The organism is Psychrobacillus sp. FSL K6-2843 (assembly GCF_038626375.1).
In the GTDB taxonomy this organism is placed as follows: Bacteria; Bacillota; Bacilli; order Bacillales_A; family Planococcaceae; genus Psychrobacillus; species Psychrobacillus faecigallinarum.
Genome location: NZ_CP152021.1, coordinates 3,603,259 through 3,622,429, shown reverse-complemented (window position 1 = coordinate 3,622,429; position 19,171 = coordinate 3,603,259). Strand labels below are relative to the sequence as shown.

The window sequence follows — 19,171 nt, the reverse complement described above, 5'->3', positions numbered from 1 at the left end:
TTTATGACCGGATAGCACGGAGTTATGACCGGGTAGAAAAATTTATTGTCGGATAGAGTGGAGTTATGATTGCATAAAAAAAATTATGACCGTTCAATGAAAAGGCCGGCTCTTCTCTATGAAAGCCGGCCTTTTTCTTTATTTGTCGCATAGCACAACAGGAGGATAGGAGTAATTTTTTAATCTGTTACGATTTGTTTGTAAGTTTCCTGTATGAAAGTTTTGTAAGGAGTGTCAGGCATTTCTTTTATAAGATCGAGTGCTTTTTGGGCAAATGCTTTTGCTTTCTCTGTTTGACCAATTGCTGTATAGCATAAGGCTAGATAAGCATCCTTTTCATAAAAAATTGATAAATCAATAGGATGGTTAATAACATCCTGTATTACTACCTGCTCCAGTTGTTCGATTGCTTCTTCAAATTGTTTTAAACCGTAAAAGGTTTTTCCTCTTTCTAATAGAAAGTAGTGAGTAAACAACTTGTCTTTTTCTAAATTATACGTTTTAAATAATTTGTCTGCTTCTTCATATTGCTTCTTATAAGAATTCAGGTAATGGGTTTTTACAAAAAAGGAGAAACGTTCTGCATCTATGTCGTCTGCAAAAACTCCATAAGCTTCTATTTTTTTTAAATAGTATTCTATTTTTTCCTCATCCCTGCTCATCATGGCATGGGCTGCCGCGATTCTATAAAGGTCATCTAAGTGGTAAAATGTTTTATTTTCTTTAGAATACTCAATTGCTTGATCCATAAGCTTTAATGCGGATTCATGGTCGCCTATTGCGTAGTAAAGCGCTGTTTCTACATAGTCAAAGTCAAGTCGAGAGACGGGGTCCATCCAAATTCCTTTTTTCTCTAAATCAGCACGTTCTTCTTGAAGGATGTTTAAGGCTTCCTGATATTTATGTTCTTGGAATTTAACTGCCGTTCGTACGATTCCAATTTTAGCTCTCCTAGCAGTGATATTTAACTTTTCATATATTTCTGCAGCCTGGTTCAACGGTTCTTCCCAGTCTTTTTTGTGTGCTTGGTGTTTACAGCGGCTATACATTTCTAGTAAACGAGCAGATTCATATCCCTGACCTAGCTTGGGCAAATAAGGCTCGACTAAATGTATTAATTGCTCATATTCATCGGATAGAACATCATAGTTTGTATTGAAAAGTATTTCAGCCTTCTCTAAAACTTCTCGTAATTCATGACCACTTACTTCTTCTAATAACTCAGATACTTCCACATTCAATTGATTCGCAATGTATTGTAGGCTTTCCATGGAAGGCTTTGCCTTATTATTTTCAATTAGACTGAGCATTCCTTTTGTTAACTCAGTACCTGCAAGAGCCTCTAGAGTCATCTTTTGTTGTTTTCTTAATGTACGTATTCGCTCTCCAAGCGTCTGCATAGCTTCACCTCATTTATCGTTAGTTTAATTATATTAAACTTTTTGTTGTAATGGAAGAATGAATATGATATTATTTGTTTAATAAAATTAAACTTTTAGTTTTTTCAGAACTATTTAGGGTGAAATTGAAAAGGCTAAACAAAGGGGAAATAGTTATGGAAGAGGTATTAAAGTTAAAAAAAGCGACGTATCATTTGTGGACATTTACCATTAGCAAGCTCCTATCGACTTTTGGTGCACAAGTATATGCATTTGCTATCAGTTTTTACATTCTGCAGTTAACCGGATCTGCAACTAGCTTTGCAGCCAATCTAATCTGTAGTATTTTACCAAGAACTCTGTTGGCTCCATTTGCAGGCTATGCAGCCGATAAATATTCTAGAAAGGCCATTATAATTGGTGCTCAAATCGCTGCATCACTTGCAATAGGTGGATTATTAATCGTCAGTTTAACAACTGAGTTATCATTGTTTGCAATTTACACGACAACGGTTATTTTATCCATAACATCCACGTTTTCTGGAGTAACATTTAGTTCTTCTATGACAGGGTTAGTAGATGAATCAAGAATTCAAAAAGCAATGTCTCTAAACCAAATGTCGATTTCCTTTGCAGCAATCGGAAGTCCAGCGGTAGGAGGTATATTATACGGTACAGTGTCTATGCCGGTTTTTCTACAAATTTATTTAGCTGCGTCTATTATAGCTGTGATTTTAGAATCCACGATGAACTTTAAATTATTTGCTACAAGAAAAGAAGTAGTAGAAGGGGCACCAAAGGAATCCATGTTACAAAGCATCAAAGAAGGATTTTCTTATCTTATGAAGCAGCCTATATTAAAAATTATGATTTTCATCTCATTGATCGTTAACTTTTTGTTTGGAGCATTTCAAGTGGGATATTCGTTTATTCTAATCGAAAAATTAAAGCTTGACCCTGTCCATTTTGGTTATACAGAAATGGCCTTTGCCATTGGAATGCTGCTAATGTCTATTTACTTCTCCAGCACAAAGGAGTTAAAATATCCATTTCTTGTATCGAAGTGGAGTATAGTTGCAACTGGAATTTTATTAGGGGCCATTGCTACGCCACTATTGGTTAATATGTCATATTTTGTGACCACTCTATTTTACATCATAGTTCTATTTGCTTTCGGGGTTTCTATGATTGTCACCAATACGCCAATAATGGTCATGATGCAAAAAACGATTGATGATGATTACAAAGGTAGAGTATTTTCTATTTTAGAAACAGGATCCATGGCGTTAATGCCGCTTGGGATGGTTATCTTTGGGTTCCTGTATGATGTGCTGGCGGCAGAGCTTATCTTAATCGTGTCAAGCATCCTCCTAATAGTGATTGTATTAGTGCTTGCAAGACCATCCGTCATTAAATTGGCACATCCTGAGCTTTCGAAAGGTAGAGAAGACGCTTCTCCAGAACCTCAGCCAGAATAAGAAATTGCCAGCCGAGATTTGGGAAAAGTGCGAAGCTGGGAAACACGAATATTTGTTATTCTGTTGATTGGAACGGCAGGCGGCGATTCCCGTGAGATGATTGAGGCAGATAAGCCATTATTAATTGGGCACAAGTTTAGATGATGGCTTATCGCTCGCCGGAAATCATTATTTGCTCTTCATTAGTAGTGTTTTCTCACATAAATAGAATCAGCTTCTTTTAAAATGAAAATGCCAAGGGAAATAACTCCTTGGCATTTTCTTATGCTGTTCTTTTTAATGTTTTAGTTGATTTGCGATAACCAAAAATTAAACCAATTGCTAGAATCGCAAGAATACCAGATAAAACATAAATATTATCCGGCTGTTTAGTGAATAACCATGCGAATAAAAGCGGGCCGATTATGCGTCCCAAGTTATCCATTGAGTAAGTCATGCCAGCTGCTGTTCCATATCGACCACCAGATTCCTTAGAGGTGAGTGATACAATAGTAGTTCTTGCAAGGGCGTTACCTGCGGTGAATACGCAAAGGGAAAACCCTGCCCAAAAAATATTAGTTGTAAACACTGTCATGATTAATCCGATAGCCGTAACGATTTGTGCATATATCAACCAGGTTGTTTCCGTTCCATTCTTGATCCGTCGAACGACTCCTCCTTGAATTGCAGCATCGACAAATCCACTGAACATGAATAGATAGCCAATTTGTAAAGGTGTTATAGAGACTCTTTCAATTTGAAATAACTGAAAGGTTGCCTCTAAACCTGCTAGCAGGAAAGTAACCATGAAGGAGAATAGGAATAAGTATTTAATGCGATAGGACCACAAACTTAAAGCTCCCTTAGGAAGTAACGCGCGTTTGTTAGCTTCACCAGTACGTGTAGGTTCTTTTAAAATTATCAAAGCATAAACAAAAATAACTAACAATAGAATAGCGGAGACGATAAACGGAGTTTCTAAGCTTATATGTCCTAAAACTCCTCCAATTGCTGGTCCAAAGATAAACCCTAATCCAATAGACATCCCCATGAATCCCATATACTTATTACGATTTTCTTCATCCGATAAATCTGCTATAAAACCAGTTACTGCTGTATAAAGCGCCCCTGAAAATAATCCACCTACTACACGAGAGAGGTAGAGCATGAACAATGAATCAAAAAATAAGGAAAATAACCAAAAGCTTAAACTAAAACCAACTAAACCTATTAAAATGAGCATTTTACGTCCAATTCGGTCAGATAGCATTCCCCATAAAGGAGCTGTGAAAAAGGACGCCAAAGCGTAGACTGTCAGTAATCCTCCTACATGCACCTCGTTGTAGTTTTCTTGGAGTATAACCTCAGGTAATACGGGGATAATAAGCCCGAAACCAAGATAGACCAAAAATTGGACTGACATTAATATAAAGAGAGATTTTTTCATTGTAAAACCTGCTTTCTCAAACCATATCCTTTATATTACATCTTTCTTCAGGATTTTTCATCTCGAAATGGTGCAGAGAAAATGAGGTATTATCAAAAAAGCTACCCTATTTTTACAAGGATAGCTCCACCTGTTTAATAACTTCTTGGTTCGGATATACTTTGTATAGCTTCGGAAACTTCTTGAATATGAGGAAAAGGAAAGGCTAAATCTGCAAGGGATACAAAGCCTACTAAAGTCCCATCCTCCACAACGGGGAGTCGACGAACCTGATTTTCACCCATCACATTAGAAGCATCTACTGTAGTATCCTGTGGTGAAACAGAAATGACTGATTTAGTCATGACTTCTTCCACTTTACATTTAACGTCTTTAGCAACAGCTCGGGTTACAATATCGCGGTCAGTTATCATCCCAACGAGTTTGTTTTTGCTTACTACAGGTAAACAACCGATATCCAATGAACGCATTTGCTCGGCAACTTCGTTCACGTAATCTTGGGGACTACACGTAACCACTTGCTTGCTCATTACATCTTGTACAATCATCGATATCACTCCTTTAAAGGTTATGATGGTTTACAATTGCGTAAAATATGTAATAAAAATGAAAGGTTTAGACTATGTAAAAAGTGGTATGATAAGGTAAGAATAAATAAAAATAAAAGAAACTTTTTAAATATAAATTCGTAATAATAATTGGAAGGGACTGAGGTGGATTGGCTAAGGAAGTTGATTTAAAGAAAATTGTAAGTAATCTATCGAAACTTGGTGTGACTGTTACAATGACAAAATCTAGACTTGAAATGCTTAAGGCTTTATCACCACCAGCACAAAGTCCACATGTGCACTCCTAAAAAAAGAGAGACTTGTAAATTCGTTTAAAACGAACGCTCAAGTCTCTTTTTTTATGTGGAAAGAGGAGGCTAACACCGCAGTATGCAGCGAGCCTCCTCTGTAATTTATTCATCCTCGTTTTTAGCGAACATATAAGTTTTATGATGGAACTTCATACTAAATACTAAACCAATGGCGAGCATATTACCCATAAGCGAACTACCACCATAGCTTATAAATGGTAAAGGTATCCCAGTTATAGGTAGCAGTTGAATTGTCATGCCGATATTCTCGAACACATGGAAAGTAATCATCGCAATAATTCCTGCACACACATACGTGCTGTACATATCCTTAAGCTGTAAAGTAATTTTCGTTAGATGATAGATAAGTAAAAAGTAAAGACTGATTACGACACTGGCACCGACAAAGCCATATTCTTCTCCGATAACGGCAAAGATAAAGTCTGTATGATTTTCAGGTACATATACTACCCGACCACCATATCCTTTACCGAAAACTTCTCCTGATCCAATAGCATTCAATGCGCTTATTAGATGCATTCCTTCATTAGAAGCATATGAATATGGATCTATCCAGGAATAGATACGAGCAAATTGGTAAGGTTCGAAGTTGAAATGCTTGGCAAGGAAATCCTGCGCATACAAGGCCATCCACAACAAAAATCCGCCAATGCTAGCTCCACCTAAAAATAAAGGTAAAATAATTTTCCATGAGATTCCTGCTACGACGATTAACGCAGCGGTAATGGCTAAGAAAACTAAGGATGTACCTAAATCGGGCTGAAGCATGATAAAAGCTAAAGGTATTATTAAGGTTATTCCTATTTTTCCTAACAGAATAAAGTCTGTTTTAATTGTTTTCATCGCATACTGTTCATGATGATAGGTTATAAGGCGAGCTAATCCTAAAATATAAAAGGTCTTCATAAATTCGGCTGGCTGAATGTCTCCTATCGGTAAATGAAACCAGCTTTTTGCTCCATTCCGCGGTTCTACTAATGACAAGCTGTCTGGAAGTATAGCGAGAAGGGCTAATAGGAAAACTCCTATTCCGAATATATACCAAGCCATCTTTTTATATTGCTCAGGCTCAAAAAACATAACTAATCCAATAATAACGCAACCAACTAAATACCAAAAAAGCTGCTTCGATACAAAGTTATAGCTTGCATATTGACCTGTAGTCTGAGCTGAAGAAATAGCTAACAAGCTAACAATTAAAAATAATAATATTATAAAAGCTAATGTCCAATCGAAGCGATCAGCGAAGCCTTTTTTATTTTCCATAAAAATCACCTAGATTTCTTTCTAATTACAAATTTTTGTTACATTTTCCCTCTCTTAAATCGAGGGAAACACACTTTTTCTATTATAGCCTAAATACTCGCTTTTTGCTTGTGAGTAATATAGACGATATTACAAAAACAGTTGTTTCGTTTAAATGAAATTATGCTAATATATATCTTATATGAGGAGTGAATTCAGTGGCTAAAAAAGAGAGAGATATAGATGATTATTTAGCTCATCTATATGTTCATACAAATGAGATAGAGCATTTTGCATTATTTAGTGGGATTTCAGTTCAACAATTTTTGAAGTTTACTGATTTGCCCTTCCTATTATTGTTAAAGCATCGATATGAAGATTCTTCTTTTAATATGCATACGCAAATGGAGTTCATAGGAAAAAATCAATATGCACACTTTTTAAAGGAAATGGCTGAAAAGTCCTTTTCGCTGTGCTTATTAGATTTCTCGGATGAACGAAAATTAAATATGCTAACGCCACAGGAACAAGCTGAACTTTTATATATAGCTCACAAGAAGGAAGCTTTTCGCTCACCATTCTATCATCATCTTCAAAATCGATTTGTTTATATGACTGATGAGGATCAGCATATTACTAAAATATATTTTAGAGATCATGAAGATTTTTATTATTTAATTGCTGACTGGTTTAACCAACAGATTAAAGATAAAACAAAATCTACTGCATTTTGGAGAAAAAAGAATAACGTTATATTGCCAGAGCTTTCCTCTACCACAGTGGAGAGGTATACAGACTTTTATGAGGACGGAGTAATTATGTCTTTATTCCGAAGTGATAAAACAAATTATGGGATTGAGATACGTTGCTTACCGGAAAATATTTTCCCGGATGAGGTGCTAGAGGATATTAAGCACCATATAAAAAGACCATATGATTTCATAATAGAAGTATAAGGGAACGCTTTTGCTACATTTCGTTGCAAAAGCGTTTATTATGTATATGAGGTGATTGAGATTGGCTTGGATTCTACTAGTAATTGCAGGATTAACTGAAATCATATGGGCGATCGGTTTAAAGGAAGCGCATGGCTTCACAGAGCTAGTCCCGTCCATCATCACAATATTATTTCTTATAATAAGCTTTTTTTTATTCGCGAGGGCGATGAAGACGATTCCAATAGGAACTGCATATGCTATATTTACCGGAATAGGAGCTGCCGGCACGGCGATTGTCGGAATTCTTTGGTTTAATGAACCAGTTAGTATAGGGAAAATTGTGTTTTTATGTATATTACTCTTCGGCATTATAGGTCTGAAGCTAAGTGATACCGAGGAGGTGGAATAATGGAATGGATTACACTAATTGCTGCGGGATTATTTGAGGTGGCCTTTGTTATTTGCATGAAGCTCTCCAATGGCTTTACAAACAAAAAATTTACAGCCCTTACCATTATTTCTGCTTCTTTAAGTTTCTTTTTACTATCGTTGGCTTTAAGGGATATTTCTGTGGGTACAGGATATGCAGTGTGGACTGGAATAGGAGCAGCAGGAAGTGTGTTAGTCGGTATGTACTTCTTTAACGAAAAGAAGAGCCGTCTGAAATTATTCTTTTTAAGCTGTATTATATTTGGAGTCGTAGGTCTTAAACTTTTTGGCTAATGGTTCATGTATTAATATTAGAAGTGATAAAATAGAAATATCCAAAACGTGGAGGTAACAAGTGATGAAATTGAAATTAGGATTATTATATGGTGGGAAATCTGCAGAACATGAGGTTTCTTTATTAACAGCAAGAGCAGTTTCTCAAGCAATTGATTTTGATAAATATGAAGTATACCCCGTCTTTATCTCAAAGGAAGGAGAATGGAGAAAGGGTCAAAAGCTATTAGGTCCTGTGGAAACAGTAGAAACACTTCAATTTGGGGATGATACAGGGAAAGCGAATGACATAACTAGCTTCCTGCCGGCGGAGAACTCTGCACAAGAGCTTGATGCATCGACTGGTAATGAAGGATTAGATGTGATATTCCCGTTGCTTCACGGCCCAAATGGAGAGGATGGTACCGTTCAGGGATTACTAGAAGTATTGAACTTGCCATATGTGGGAAATGGAGTATTAGCTTCAGCTGCTGGAATGGATAAAGTAGTTATGAAGCAACTTTTTGCACAAGCAGGTTTAAAGCAGGTTCCTTTTGTACATTTCATCCGTAAAGAGTGGAAAAACAATCAAGCGTTATTACTTGAAAAGATTGAGAGCAGCTTGAAGTGGCCATTATTTGTCAAGCCAGCTAATCTAGGCTCTAGTGTTGGGATAACGAAAGCAAATAATCGTGAGGAACTAATAAAGGCAATCGACCTTGCTTTTAAATATGATCGTAAAATCCTAGTAGAACAAGGTATTGTAGCTCGTGAAATAGAAATGAGTGTTTTAGGAAATGACACGCCAAGATGTTCGGTTGCTGGAGAAGTATTACCAACGAAAGACTTCTATGATTACTCTGCAAAATATATAGATGGCACTACAAACTATGCTATTCCAGCAAAAGTATCGGATAGATTGCAAAAATCATTAGAGGATGCTGCAATTCGTGCATTCAAAGTGTTAGACTGCTCTGGATTGGTTCGCGCAGATTTCTTTGTTACGGATACAGAAGAGGTATTAATCAATGAAGTGAACACGATGCCTGGCTTCACACCAATTAGCATGTATCCAAAGCTTTGGATGGCTTCTGGCTTATCATACTCAGACCTAATCGAGGAGTTAATATCACTAGCTATCGAACGCTATGAGGAAAAACAGCAGCTTGAGCATTCAAAGGACGGAGAGTGACTAAGTTGAAAAAGACATTAGCACAAATTGCAAAGTGGTTAGGATTAGAACAGCCAACTAGTAACCCTGTAGTTACAGGGGTATCTATTAATACACGCACATTAAGACCAGGAGATTTATTTATTCCCTTTCGTGGTGAGAATGTGAATGGTCATAAATTTGTAGAGGCTGCATTTGAAAATGGAGCAGCTGCAGCATTTTGGTTAAAGGATGAGCCGAATCCTCCGAAGGATGTTCCCTTACTCTTTGTAGAAAGTAGTGAAGAGGCACTTCAGCAGATGGCTCGAGCTTATCGGTCTGAGCTTTCTACGGTATTTATAGGAATCACGGGCTCTAACGGTAAAACTTCCACAAAGGACTTGCTAGCAGGTATGCTTACCCCTTACTTCCGAGTGAAGAAAACAGAAGGAAATTTTAACAATGAGCTAGGTCTTCCTCTTACTATTCTTTCTTTAGAGGAAGATACCGAGTATGCAGTACTTGAGATGGGTATGAGCTCTTTCGGAGAAATAGAGTTCCTTTCTAATATGGCAAAACCGACATACGCAGTTATAACTAACATCGGAGAGGCACATATGCAAGATCTAGGTTCTCGTGAAGGTATTGCAAAAGCAAAATTTGAAATTATTTCTGGTTTAGCCAAGGACGGACTACTTGTTTATGATGGTGATGAACCGCTTTTGAAACCATTCATATCAAATGTTCCCGAGCTAAACACTAAATCCTTTGGCACTGATGAGTTAAATGATTTACGTATTGAACAGGTGACTTTTACAGAACAGGGAAGTAGTTTTATGGTAAGTGGTGAGCTAAACGAAGAAATGACTATACCTGTTCTTGGGGAGCATCAGGTGAAAAACACCTTGGCAGCTATACTGATTGGGAAGGAAATTGGACTGTCTGCCCAGCAAATGCGTGAGGCATTAAAGCAAATCGTACTAACAGATATGCGAATGCAGGTCATCGAAGCAAAGAATGGCAGTATCTTTATAAACGATGCCTATAATGCGGCGCCAACTTCTATGAAAGCTGCCATTCACTTTCTAGAAAAATCGACTATTAAACCAGATAAGTGGTTAGTGCTAGGGGATATGCTAGAGCTTGGTCCAAATGAAAAATCATTCCATGAAGAAATTAGTCATTCGATTTCCAATGAGGTATTCTCTGGTATTTGTTTATTTGGTCCACGTATGAAATGGTTATATGACCAGCTGGCAGATAAATTCAGTGAACAACAGCTAAAATGGGTGGAAGATGATTATGAATCGCTTATATCTTTTTTAAATTCAAACATTAAGAAGGATTCTATTGTTTTAGTGAAGGGTTCAAGGGGAATGAGATTAGAAAAGGTTATTGAACCCTTTCAAAAATAGTAGCTATAGGAGAGTAGGTCTTACATGAAAACAGGAATACTTTGCATACATGGTTTTACTGGAGGTCCATACGAGGTGCAGCCTTTCGTGGACTACTTGGAAGCAAATACAGACTGGCAAATTGTAGTTCCTACTCTTCCTGGTCATGGAGAAATTTTAGAATTAAAAAGCTTAACCGCCGAATCGTGGATGATGGCTGCCGAACAGGCACTGCGTATGCTTCAAAAGGAAGTAGATCGTGTGTATGTAGTTGGCTTTTCTATGGGCGGAATTATTGCCATTTATTTAGCTCTGCGCTATAAAATTGATAAAATGGTTTTATTAAGTGCTGCCGCAAAATACATAAATCCAGCACAGCTGTTACATGATATAGGGGACGTAGCAAAAAAAATAGTGGAAGGTAAGTCTGAAGAAAATACACTTTTCCAAATCTATAGTAAAAAGCTACGTGCAACCCCTATTCCAGCAGCTTTAGAATTTGTACGCCTGGTTAAGATGGTAGAACCCTATTATGAGCAAATTACTATCCCTGTATGTCTAGTCCAAGGGAAAAAGGATGGTATAGTTCCTTATACGGCAGCGCCCTTCTTATTTGACCACATTAAATCTACAAACAAGCAGCTAATCTTTTCGGATAGCGGAAAGCATCATATTTGCTATAGCGATGATTGTCAGAATTGGTTTCCAAAAGCTCTTGCATTTTTAAGGGAAGAAGTGCAGGAAAAGATTTGTTAACTACTGGATATAAATTCGAATTCATTGCAACTAGCAAAATTGCATGCTATACTACGTTTAGAACAATGGATACATTTTGTGTGAAGACTCTTCAGCGTTTATTGAAGAGTACTTTTTTTTGAACATAACGGTTTGTTTACGCAAGAATTAACGAACCGCTCGGCAAAAGACCGGGCTTTCCCTTTATATAAGACCCCTCTGATCTAAAACCACAGAGAATTTTAAGTAACGGAAACGTTCCTCGTATAGGCTCGAATTTGCCAATTTCATCTGAAAATGTAACCATTTGTCAAAACAGAACAAAAAGGAGATTAAAATTTTGACAAATTTTTCAGAATTAAATATTAGCGCTTCTACACTAAAATCCGTACAACGAATGGGATTTGAAGAAGCTACACCAATCCAAGAAGGTACTATTACTCATGCTATGGAAGGCCGCGATATTATTGGCCAAGCACAAACAGGTACTGGTAAAACTGCCGCTTTCGGTATTCCGATGATTGAAAAAATTGACCCTAAAAACCCTAATATCCAATCTTTAATCATTGCTCCAACACGTGAACTTGCAATTCAAGTTTCTGAAGAGCTATATAAATTGGGCTATGATAAAAAAGTTCGTTTACTTTCTGTATACGGAGGACAAGAAATTGGCCGTCAAATCCGTGCACTTAAAAACAAGCCACAAGTAATCGTTGGTACACCTGGTCGTATCCTTGACCATATTAACCGTCGTACTTTAAAGCTTGATCAAGTAGAAACATTAATCTTGGACGAAGCTGATGAAATGTTAAACATGGGCTTCATTGATGATATCAATACAATTTTAGAAAGTGTTCCAGACAATCGTCAAACTTTATTGTTCTCAGCAACTATGCCGGGACCAATTCGTAAAATTGCTGATAAATTCATGAAAGATCCAGTTGAAGTAAAGATTAAATCAAAAGAAATGACTGTTGAAAATATTGAGCAGTTCTATGTAAAAGCTACAGAGCGTGAAAAATTTGATTTCCTTTCAAGAATCTTGAACGTTCACCAACCAGAGCTTGCAATTATTTTTGGACGCACTAAACGTCGTGTAGACGAGCTTGCAAATGCCTTAAGTATTCGTGGCTACTTAGCTGAAGGAATTCACGGAGATTTAAGCCAAGCGAAGCGTATGTCTGTCTTGAAGCAGTTCAAATCAAACAAAATTGACATTCTTGTTGCAACAGATGTGGCTGCTCGTGGATTAGATATCTCAGGTGTTACTCACGTTTATAACTTTGATATTCCACAAGATCCAGAAAGCTATGTTCACCGTATCGGTCGTACAGGACGAGCTGGTAAAAGTGGGATTGCGGTAACATTTGTTACTCCAAGAGAAATGGGCTACCTGCGCATTGTAGAAGACACTACGAAAAAACGTATGACAGCTCTTCGTCCACCAAGCTCAGATGAAGCATTAGTTGGACAGCAACGTGTAGCAATTGAAGCTCTTACTGAAATTATTAACAAAAATGACTTAGGTGACTATCGTACACTTGCAGCAGAAATGCTTGAAAAGCACGAAGCTATTGATGTAGTTGCAGCAGCAATTAAATCAATGACAAAAGAGCCAGACGATACACCAATCTCACTTTCTGAAGAACGCCCATTACCTGCTCGTAGAGAGCGCAGTGGTGGCGGACGCAGCGGTGGCGGCGGATACAAAGGTAACCGTAGCGGCGGAGGACGTAGTTCATCAAGTCGTGGAAGTGATCGCGGATCTTCTCGTACCGGTGGCAGTTCACGTCCAAGCGGCCGTCGTAGCAGCGGACCACGTGACGGTTCTACTCAACGTAGCACAAGAACTCGTTCACCACGTAACGAAGGCTAATTCTAAAAAATATAAAGGTGAATCCAATTTATTGGATTCACCTTTTTTATACATAAGCAGTATTGCAACGGCCTAATACCACGAAACGCGTCATTTGATAAAAGCAGAATTCATTAATGCTTTATCTTGTATTTATAAATAAAGAAAAATTATGAACTCAATGTATGATAAAATGAAACATTTCCCTTTCACTTTCGTATACAATGACAAGAGAAGAGGTGCATAAGAATGAGAAGAGAACCGATTAACCGAATTTCCGTAAAAGGTTTAAGAGTTTGGAGAATTTATGGCATAATCCAGACCCTAATTGTTTTGTTATTAGGGATAGGGACAGGAGTTATCAACTACTTTACCGGAAATTATATATGGTTATACATAGTGGCAGGAGCAGTAGTATTGCTTGTCGGATATTTATTAATTTACTTATTTCCAAAGGTAAGATGGAGTAGATGGAGATACGAAGTAAGGGATCAGGAAATCGAGCTGCAGCACGGATTGTTTGTAGTAAAGAGAACACTGGTACCAATGGTTAGGGTGCAACATGTAGATACTGAGCAAGGACCAATTTTACGAAAGTATGATTTAGCTTCTATCACAATTTCTACAGCAGCAACAAGTCACACTATCCCCGCGTTAATAACGGAGGAAGCAGATGAATTGCGCGGAAGAATATCAGTGCTTGCAAGGGTGGCGGAAGAAGATGTCTAAAGAAAAGTATAAGCTTCATCCGATTTCAGCCTTGATTAATTTTGTAAAAGTGTTAAAGGAAATGATTCTTCCATTAATCGTTTTATTGGTGGTGAATGGTTTTGGAGACGATTCAAACTTTTGGTCTGGACTTTTCACATATGGAATTTATGCAATAGTACTTTTATTCATGTTAGTGAGTGGAATTATCAAGTGGAAGAGATTCCGCTATTGGTTTGAAGATGGAGAACTCAGAATAGAATATGGACTTTTTGTAAAGAAAAAGCGTTATATCCCTTTTGACCGTATTCAAAGCCTCAACTATACAGAAGGTATTTTCCATAGACCTTTTGGATTGGTTAAGGTAAAAGTAGAAACTGCAGGAGGAGGGCCAACAAAGGAGGCCGACGCTGAGCTCACTGCGATTAGTAAGGAAGCTGCAGAACAAATAAAAAAAGAGATAATGCTGGCTAAAAGTCAAGATACTCCAATTCTAGAAGAGGGAATAGAGATTACAGAAACCATGAAGGAAGAAAAAAAGCCAATCTTTCGTATGTCTACAAAGGAACTGTTGGTTCTAGCAAGTACCTCAGGTGGAGTAGGTGTATTCTTTTCTGGTCTTGCAGTATTTGCATCCCAGTTCTCTGAATTGATACCTTACGAGAGAATTTATAATGAGATTATGATCTTCATTAAATTTGGTGTACTCATGGTAGCGTTAGTTGTTTTCTCTGTTTTACTCGTTGCATGGGCAGTTTCTGTCTTGCTAACTTTCATCAACTATTATGATTTTACAATTAGAATAGAGGATGAGGAGATTATTATTACTAGAGGGCTTCTAGAGAAAAAGAAAATCACCATTCCTTTAACGCGCATACAAGGAATACGATTAGTAGAAAATCCCCTTCGTCAGCTCACTGGATATGCCACGGTAACTGTAGATAGCGCGGGAGGATCAATGGCAGAAAAAGACGAAACGATTCGTCTGCTTCCATTAATAAAAAAAACAGAAATAAATCCTATTTTAGAAGAGATTTTTCCGGAATTTCAGCTACAGCCTAGCTTTCAAAGAGTTCCAAACAAATCTAGAAAGTTTTTCTATCGCTTAGACTTGCTGTGGATTATACCTATAGCCGCTGCAGTCATTTACTTCTTTTATCCATATGGATTATTATCTCTTCTATTAATACCTGCTAGTTTTGGCTTAGGAGTTTGGCAAAAGAAAACTGCCGGCTTTTATATAGAGGAAACACAGTTAGTCGCTCAATATCGATTATTTAGTAGAGTGACCGTTTGGATGGAAAAGAGACGAATTCAGTCTATGACTGCTCGAACAACATATTTTCAAAAGAAATCAGATGTTGCATCTATAGTGGTGACCATTAAATCTGGAGTTGGAGGGGCAGAAACAGTGATTCCCCACATAGAAAAAGTGGATTCGGAAAAACTATTAAGCTGGTATGAACCAACACGAAAATCTAAAACAATCATAGAAAAAGAACAGTCCGAATAAGGGCTGTTCTTTTCATTTCATCTTATGAGATTTTTTATGATTTACTATACTACTGTATACGGATTTTTCTTTTTCTTCTTCCAAGAGCCAATTCGCTTAGGATGAAAGAAAACCATTCCTAGGACAAAACCAGTGATTAATCCACCAATATGTGCGGTCACACCTACATTCGGCTGTAGGAACGAGAGTATGACACCGATAACGATGATTGGAATAATGATTTGTCTAAGCTGTGGTAACAAGTGCTTCGTGTAATGGACTAATGCCGCAAACGCGCCTAAAATTCCATAGATTGCCCCACTGGCACCAAGACTTGCGTAGTTCCAGTCATGAATCAAATAAGTGGCCACATTTCCGATAAAACCAGAAAGGAAGTAAATTGTTAAAAATCTTGCCTTTCCTGAAAGCTGCTCTAATTCCGGGCCAAATATATATAAAGAGAACATATTAAATAGTAGGTGAGCAAAACCTGAATGCAGGAACATTGGAGTGATCAGTCTCCAATACTCTCCTTCTGCAATGAGGAGGTTGACACCCATTCCAAAATAACGCAAATATATTCCATAAACCGGTATAATAGTTAACAGGAAAATAATAATATTTATAGCCAATAATGTAGATACAACAGGATATAATTTTATGTATTCTTTAAAACTTTCTCTTCTTGAAAACATACTGTCACCTCGGATTTCTTACTATATAGTATATCTTGAAAAGGCCATATTTGAAAGGAAGAACAATTATGATTATCGGTATAGGGTTAGATATAACAGAAATAAAAAAAATAGAGTCCATTTTATTAAAAACCTCTAAATTTATTCCACGAGTTTTAACGAAAAAAGAAATAGAAATAATGGAGACTTTATCATCCTCAAGGCAATTAGAATTTGTAGCAGGGAGATTTGCAGCAAAAGAAGCATTTTCCAAGGCTTTAGGCACTGGAATAGGAAAAAGTTGTAGCTTTCAGGATATAGAAATTTTAAAAGAAAGTAATGGTAAACCTGTACTATATTTTAAGGAAAAGCCTCTAAATGGCTTTGTTTCAATCACTCACACAAAAGATTATGCTGCCGCACAAGTAATTCTTCAATCATAACCGGTCGTCCACCTACATACAATGAACGAAGGCAGTGATAATAGAAAGGGTGGACAAAATTGAAGAGCCTAGTGGCTAAACTGGTAGTTTTATTTGCAATGATCCTGGTACTATCTGCATGTGGAGCTGAATCGAAGGAAGACGTAGTGAAAAAACTAAGTAACAAATGGAGTGACGCAAAAGGATATGAGCTGACCGCAGAAATGAGTATTCTAACGGGTGCAGAACCAAGAGTTTATGATGTAGAAGTTTGGCATACTAAACCTGAGTTTTATCGTGTAAAGGTCTCCGATGCTAACGCAGAAAATACTCAAATGATCGTTCGTAACGCTGAGGGAGTTTTCGTCGTAACACCAGCCCTTAACAAAACTTATAAATTCCAAAGTAAGTGGCCTTCAGAAAATAGCCAAGCTTATCTAATTGGTTCGTTGGCAGAGGATATTAAAAAAGATAAATCTGCTACTTTTAAAGAAGAAGGAGACAAATATGTATTTGAAGCAAAAACAACTAATAATCACAAAAATATGCTTCCTTCTCAAAAAATCTATATAGATAAAAAGACGTTGTTACCAACAGACGTTTCTATATTAAATGAGAACAAAGAAGAGCAGATTCATATTAAGTTTAACAAAGTCTCTCTAGGTAAGACTCGTGCTGCTGGAGATTATAAAATTGAACAAACACCAGCTGCAATGGAAGAGGGAGAAAAGGTTGAAACGTCTGCTGAGTTAGAAAGCAAGGAGTTCGAAACACATTATCCAGTAGTTAAATGGGAAAACACCCCTCTAGTAGAGGAAAAAGTGATTAAATTAGAAGACCAAAAACGTGTAGTTTTAACTTTTGGTGGAGATAAAGGCTTCACTGTGATTCAAGAATTAAGCGATCCAAATGTATCTTCCTCTATCCCTGTGTTTGCACCTGGAGATCCAGTAGATTTAGGTGTTGCTATTGGAGCAGTAACTGATCATTCCATCAGTTGGGAACAAGATGGTATGTCCTTCTTCATTGCTTCATCTAGCTTAACGAAAGAGGAAATGATCGAGGTTGCGGCATCTATGACAGTTTCTGAATTAAAATGATTATTAGTTGACGACCTCTTCTTCCGAGGAGCATAATTATGATAAAGAATTGGAAGAAGAGGTTCAGCAATGTCACAAAAATTATATAGACCGACTTTTGTAGAAGTTAATTTACAGTCAATACAAACAAATATTGCTCGACTCAAAGAGATGCTGCCTTCTTCAACAGAGGTAATTGCAGTAGTAAAAGCAAACGCTTATGGACATGGCGATATTGAGGTTGCTCGTGCTGCCATTCAAGCAGGTGCATCCATGCTAGCTGTAGCAACTCCAGAGGAAGCTTTGCATTTAAGAGATTTTGATATAAAAGAAGAGATTCTCGTCTTAGGGGCCGTACCAGTTTCCTTTTTACCTGAAGCAAGTGCCCAAAATATTACTTTAACAGCATATTCACTTGACTGGTTTTTTGCCACTAAGGGAAACGAAAAACCAGTTAAAGTGCATATAAAAATTGATAGTGGTATGGGGAGGATTGGTTTTTCAAGCACCCAGGACCTCCTGACAGCTTTAAAGTTTTTAAATGAGGAGCCAAATTCTCTAGAAATAACGGGAGTTTACACACATTTTGCAACTGCAGATGATGTGAATACGGAGTATTTTGAAAAACAAGTGAGTAGGTTTGAAAGCTTTTTAGAAGTATTTAAAGAAAAGCCTAAAATGATTCATACTTCCAATAGCGCCGCTGCTCTACAGCATCTAAGTCAAAGTTGGGATGCCGTTCGCTTTGGGATTTCAATGTATGGAATAGCCCCTTCTCCCTATTTAAATGATCATCTACCTTTCTCTTTGGAGAAATCTCTTTCCTTGCATACAGAAATTGTGCACATCAAAAAGGTTAATAAGGGAGACTCTATTGGTTACGGGGCTGCCTATACAGCGGAAACAGAAGAATGGATTGGCACATTGCCAATCGGGTATGCCGATGGCTTGCTTCGAAAACTCCACACACAAAAAGTATTAGTAGAAGGAAAAAGGGTGCCTATTGTAGGGAAAATTTGTATGGATCAATGTATGATTCGTTTAAATGGACCGGTGGATATAGGAGAGAAAGTTGTTTTACTGGGAAGACAAGGAAATGAGGAAATTAAGGTTGAAGAATGGGCAACTACGCTTCAAACAATTCCATATGAGGTATGCTGTACTCTATCTACTAGAATACCTAGAATTTATCACAAGTAAAATGTCGACAAAACGTAGTTCTTCATGCATAATTTGTCTAACCATTTCTTATTATGTCTTTTATTTCACCTCTAGTAATGGTAAGATGAAGTATATTGTCAGATAGGGAAATGTTTTGTCGGAGGTGTTTGCTGTGGTAAGTGATAAAAAGAAAAAAGAAGCGCTTATAGAGATTCCAATGCAAATGGTTAGTGAGGGAGTGCAAACTTCTAAATCATTAACTGGTAGGGAAAGCGTTGCTCGTGTACATGCAAATGAATATATGAAGAAAGGCCAGGCAAATCTTATAAGAGAAGCGATGATGAAAGGTTATGTTGAGATGTCTCATATTAACTTATCCATATGTATGGAATGTCTACATGCGGAATATGAAGCCCAACATACGACAGAGCGACTCGTAAGTGGAGGATGAAA

General features: G+C 37.3%; 20 protein-coding genes. 15 read left to right on the top strand and 5 right to left on the bottom strand.

Going from position 1 to position 19,171, the window contains the following annotated elements; all coding sequences use genetic code 11:
• Positions 1-179: 179 nt before the first annotated feature.
• Entirely contained in the window at positions 180-1,400 is a 1,221-nt protein-coding gene (locus tag MKY94_RS18370) for a helix-turn-helix transcriptional regulator (RefSeq protein WP_151112484.1), read from the bottom strand.
• 155 nt (positions 1,401-1,555) lie between these two features.
• On the opposite strand from MKY94_RS18370, the gene MKY94_RS18365 reads away from it, so the two are divergent.
• The gene (locus tag MKY94_RS18365; protein WP_191697902.1) at positions 1,556-2,857 is read left to right on the top strand and encodes an MFS transporter; all 1,302 of its coding nucleotides are present in this window, start codon (positions 1,556-1,558) and stop codon (positions 2,855-2,857) included.
• A 262-nt stretch (positions 2,858-3,119) separates the two neighbouring features.
• Here MKY94_RS18365 and MKY94_RS18360 read toward each other — a convergent pair whose 3' ends face one another.
• The gene (locus MKY94_RS18360) at positions 3,120-4,283 is read right to left on the bottom strand and encodes an MFS transporter (protein ID WP_144539579.1); all 1,164 of its coding nucleotides are present in this window, start codon (positions 4,281-4,283) and stop codon (positions 3,120-3,122) included.
• Positions 4,284-4,417: 134 nt separating this feature from the next.
• Positions 4,418-4,831, bottom strand: coding sequence for a CBS domain-containing protein (locus tag MKY94_RS18355; RefSeq protein WP_144539581.1), 414 nt, complete (start codon positions 4,829-4,831; stop codon positions 4,418-4,420).
• A gap of 170 nt (positions 4,832-5,001) precedes the next feature.
• Between MKY94_RS18355 and MKY94_RS18350 the strand changes: the two genes are divergently transcribed.
• The gene (locus MKY94_RS18350; protein ID WP_186318209.1) at positions 5,002-5,139 is read left to right on the top strand and encodes an Lmo0850 family protein; all 138 of its coding nucleotides are present in this window, start codon (positions 5,002-5,004) and stop codon (positions 5,137-5,139) included.
• A 105-nt stretch (positions 5,140-5,244) separates the two neighbouring features.
• Here MKY94_RS18350 and MKY94_RS18345 read toward each other — a convergent pair whose 3' ends face one another.
• On the bottom strand, positions 5,245-6,429 hold the full coding sequence (locus tag MKY94_RS18345; protein ID WP_144539583.1) for an FtsW/RodA/SpoVE family cell cycle protein: 1,185 nt from the start codon (positions 6,427-6,429) through the stop codon (positions 5,245-5,247).
• Between the two features lie 197 nt (positions 6,430-6,626).
• On the opposite strand from MKY94_RS18345, the gene MKY94_RS18340 reads away from it, so the two are divergent.
• The 9 genes from MKY94_RS18340 (at position 6,627) to MKY94_RS18300 (ending at position 15,403) form a co-directional block, all read left to right on the top strand.
• Complete coding sequence (locus tag MKY94_RS18340) at positions 6,627-7,364, top strand: hypothetical protein (protein ID WP_144539585.1); 738 nt, start codon at positions 6,627-6,629, stop codon at positions 7,362-7,364.
• Positions 7,365-7,425: 61 nt separating this feature from the next.
• A complete protein-coding gene (sugE, locus tag MKY94_RS18335; RefSeq protein ID WP_144539587.1) occupies positions 7,426-7,755 on the top strand; it encodes a quaternary ammonium compound efflux SMR transporter SugE in 330 nt (109 codons plus the stop codon).
• A complete protein-coding gene (locus MKY94_RS18330; protein WP_144539589.1) occupies positions 7,755-8,069 on the top strand; it encodes a multidrug efflux SMR transporter in 315 nt (104 codons plus the stop codon). Before sugE ends, MKY94_RS18330 begins: the two co-directional genes overlap by 1 nt.
• A gap of 64 nt (positions 8,070-8,133) precedes the next feature.
• On the top strand, positions 8,134-9,240 hold the full coding sequence (locus MKY94_RS18325) for a D-alanine--D-alanine ligase (protein ID WP_144539591.1): 1,107 nt from the start codon (positions 8,134-8,136) through the stop codon (positions 9,238-9,240).
• A gap of 5 nt (positions 9,241-9,245) precedes the next feature.
• A complete protein-coding gene (gene murF / locus MKY94_RS18320; RefSeq protein WP_144539593.1) occupies positions 9,246-10,613 on the top strand; it encodes a UDP-N-acetylmuramoyl-tripeptide--D-alanyl-D-alanine ligase in 1,368 nt (455 codons plus the stop codon).
• Between the two features lie 24 nt (positions 10,614-10,637).
• Positions 10,638-11,348, top strand: coding sequence for an alpha/beta fold hydrolase (locus MKY94_RS18315; RefSeq protein WP_342577561.1), 711 nt, complete (start codon positions 10,638-10,640; stop codon positions 11,346-11,348).
• Positions 11,349-11,667: 319 nt separating this feature from the next.
• Positions 11,668-13,203 (top strand): DEAD/DEAH box helicase, encoded by a 1,536-nt coding sequence (locus tag MKY94_RS18310; RefSeq protein ID WP_144539597.1) that lies wholly within the window; start codon positions 11,668-11,670, stop codon positions 13,201-13,203.
• Between the two features lie 228 nt (positions 13,204-13,431).
• Positions 13,432-13,911: a PH domain-containing protein gene (locus MKY94_RS18305; protein WP_144539599.1), complete on the top strand. Its 480-nt coding sequence runs from the start codon at positions 13,432-13,434 to the stop codon at positions 13,909-13,911.
• Positions 13,904-15,403 carry a PH domain-containing protein gene (locus MKY94_RS18300; RefSeq protein WP_191697907.1) on the top strand — a complete coding sequence of 500 codons (1,500 nt, stop codon included), beginning with the start codon at positions 13,904-13,906 and terminating at the stop codon, positions 15,401-15,403. The genes MKY94_RS18305 and MKY94_RS18300 overlap by 8 nt, the downstream gene beginning before the upstream one ends.
• A gap of 44 nt (positions 15,404-15,447) precedes the next feature.
• Here MKY94_RS18300 and MKY94_RS18295 read toward each other — a convergent pair whose 3' ends face one another.
• Positions 15,448-16,077, bottom strand: coding sequence for a rhomboid family intramembrane serine protease (locus tag MKY94_RS18295; protein WP_144539603.1), 630 nt, complete (start codon positions 16,075-16,077; stop codon positions 15,448-15,450).
• A gap of 68 nt (positions 16,078-16,145) precedes the next feature.
• On the opposite strand from MKY94_RS18295, the gene acpS reads away from it, so the two are divergent.
• The 4 genes from acpS to MKY94_RS18275 all read left to right on the top strand — a co-directional run bounded on the left by acpS (position 16,146) and on the right by MKY94_RS18275 (position 19,169).
• Entirely contained in the window at positions 16,146-16,499 is a 354-nt protein-coding gene (acpS, locus tag MKY94_RS18290; protein ID WP_144539605.1) for a holo-ACP synthase, read from the top strand.
• Between the two features lie 59 nt (positions 16,500-16,558).
• Positions 16,559-17,578, top strand: coding sequence for an outer-membrane lipoprotein carrier protein LolA (locus MKY94_RS18285; protein WP_144539607.1), 1,020 nt, complete (start codon positions 16,559-16,561; stop codon positions 17,576-17,578).
• Between the two features lie 69 nt (positions 17,579-17,647).
• Positions 17,648-18,757 (top strand): alanine racemase, encoded by a 1,110-nt coding sequence (gene alr, locus MKY94_RS18280; RefSeq protein WP_342577560.1) that lies wholly within the window; start codon positions 17,648-17,650, stop codon positions 18,755-18,757.
• A 133-nt stretch (positions 18,758-18,890) separates the two neighbouring features.
• Positions 18,891-19,169, top strand: a complete 279-nt coding sequence (locus MKY94_RS18275) for a transcriptional regulator (RefSeq protein WP_225321630.1) — start codon at positions 18,891-18,893, stop codon at positions 19,167-19,169.
• Positions 19,170-19,171 lie beyond the last annotated feature (2 nt).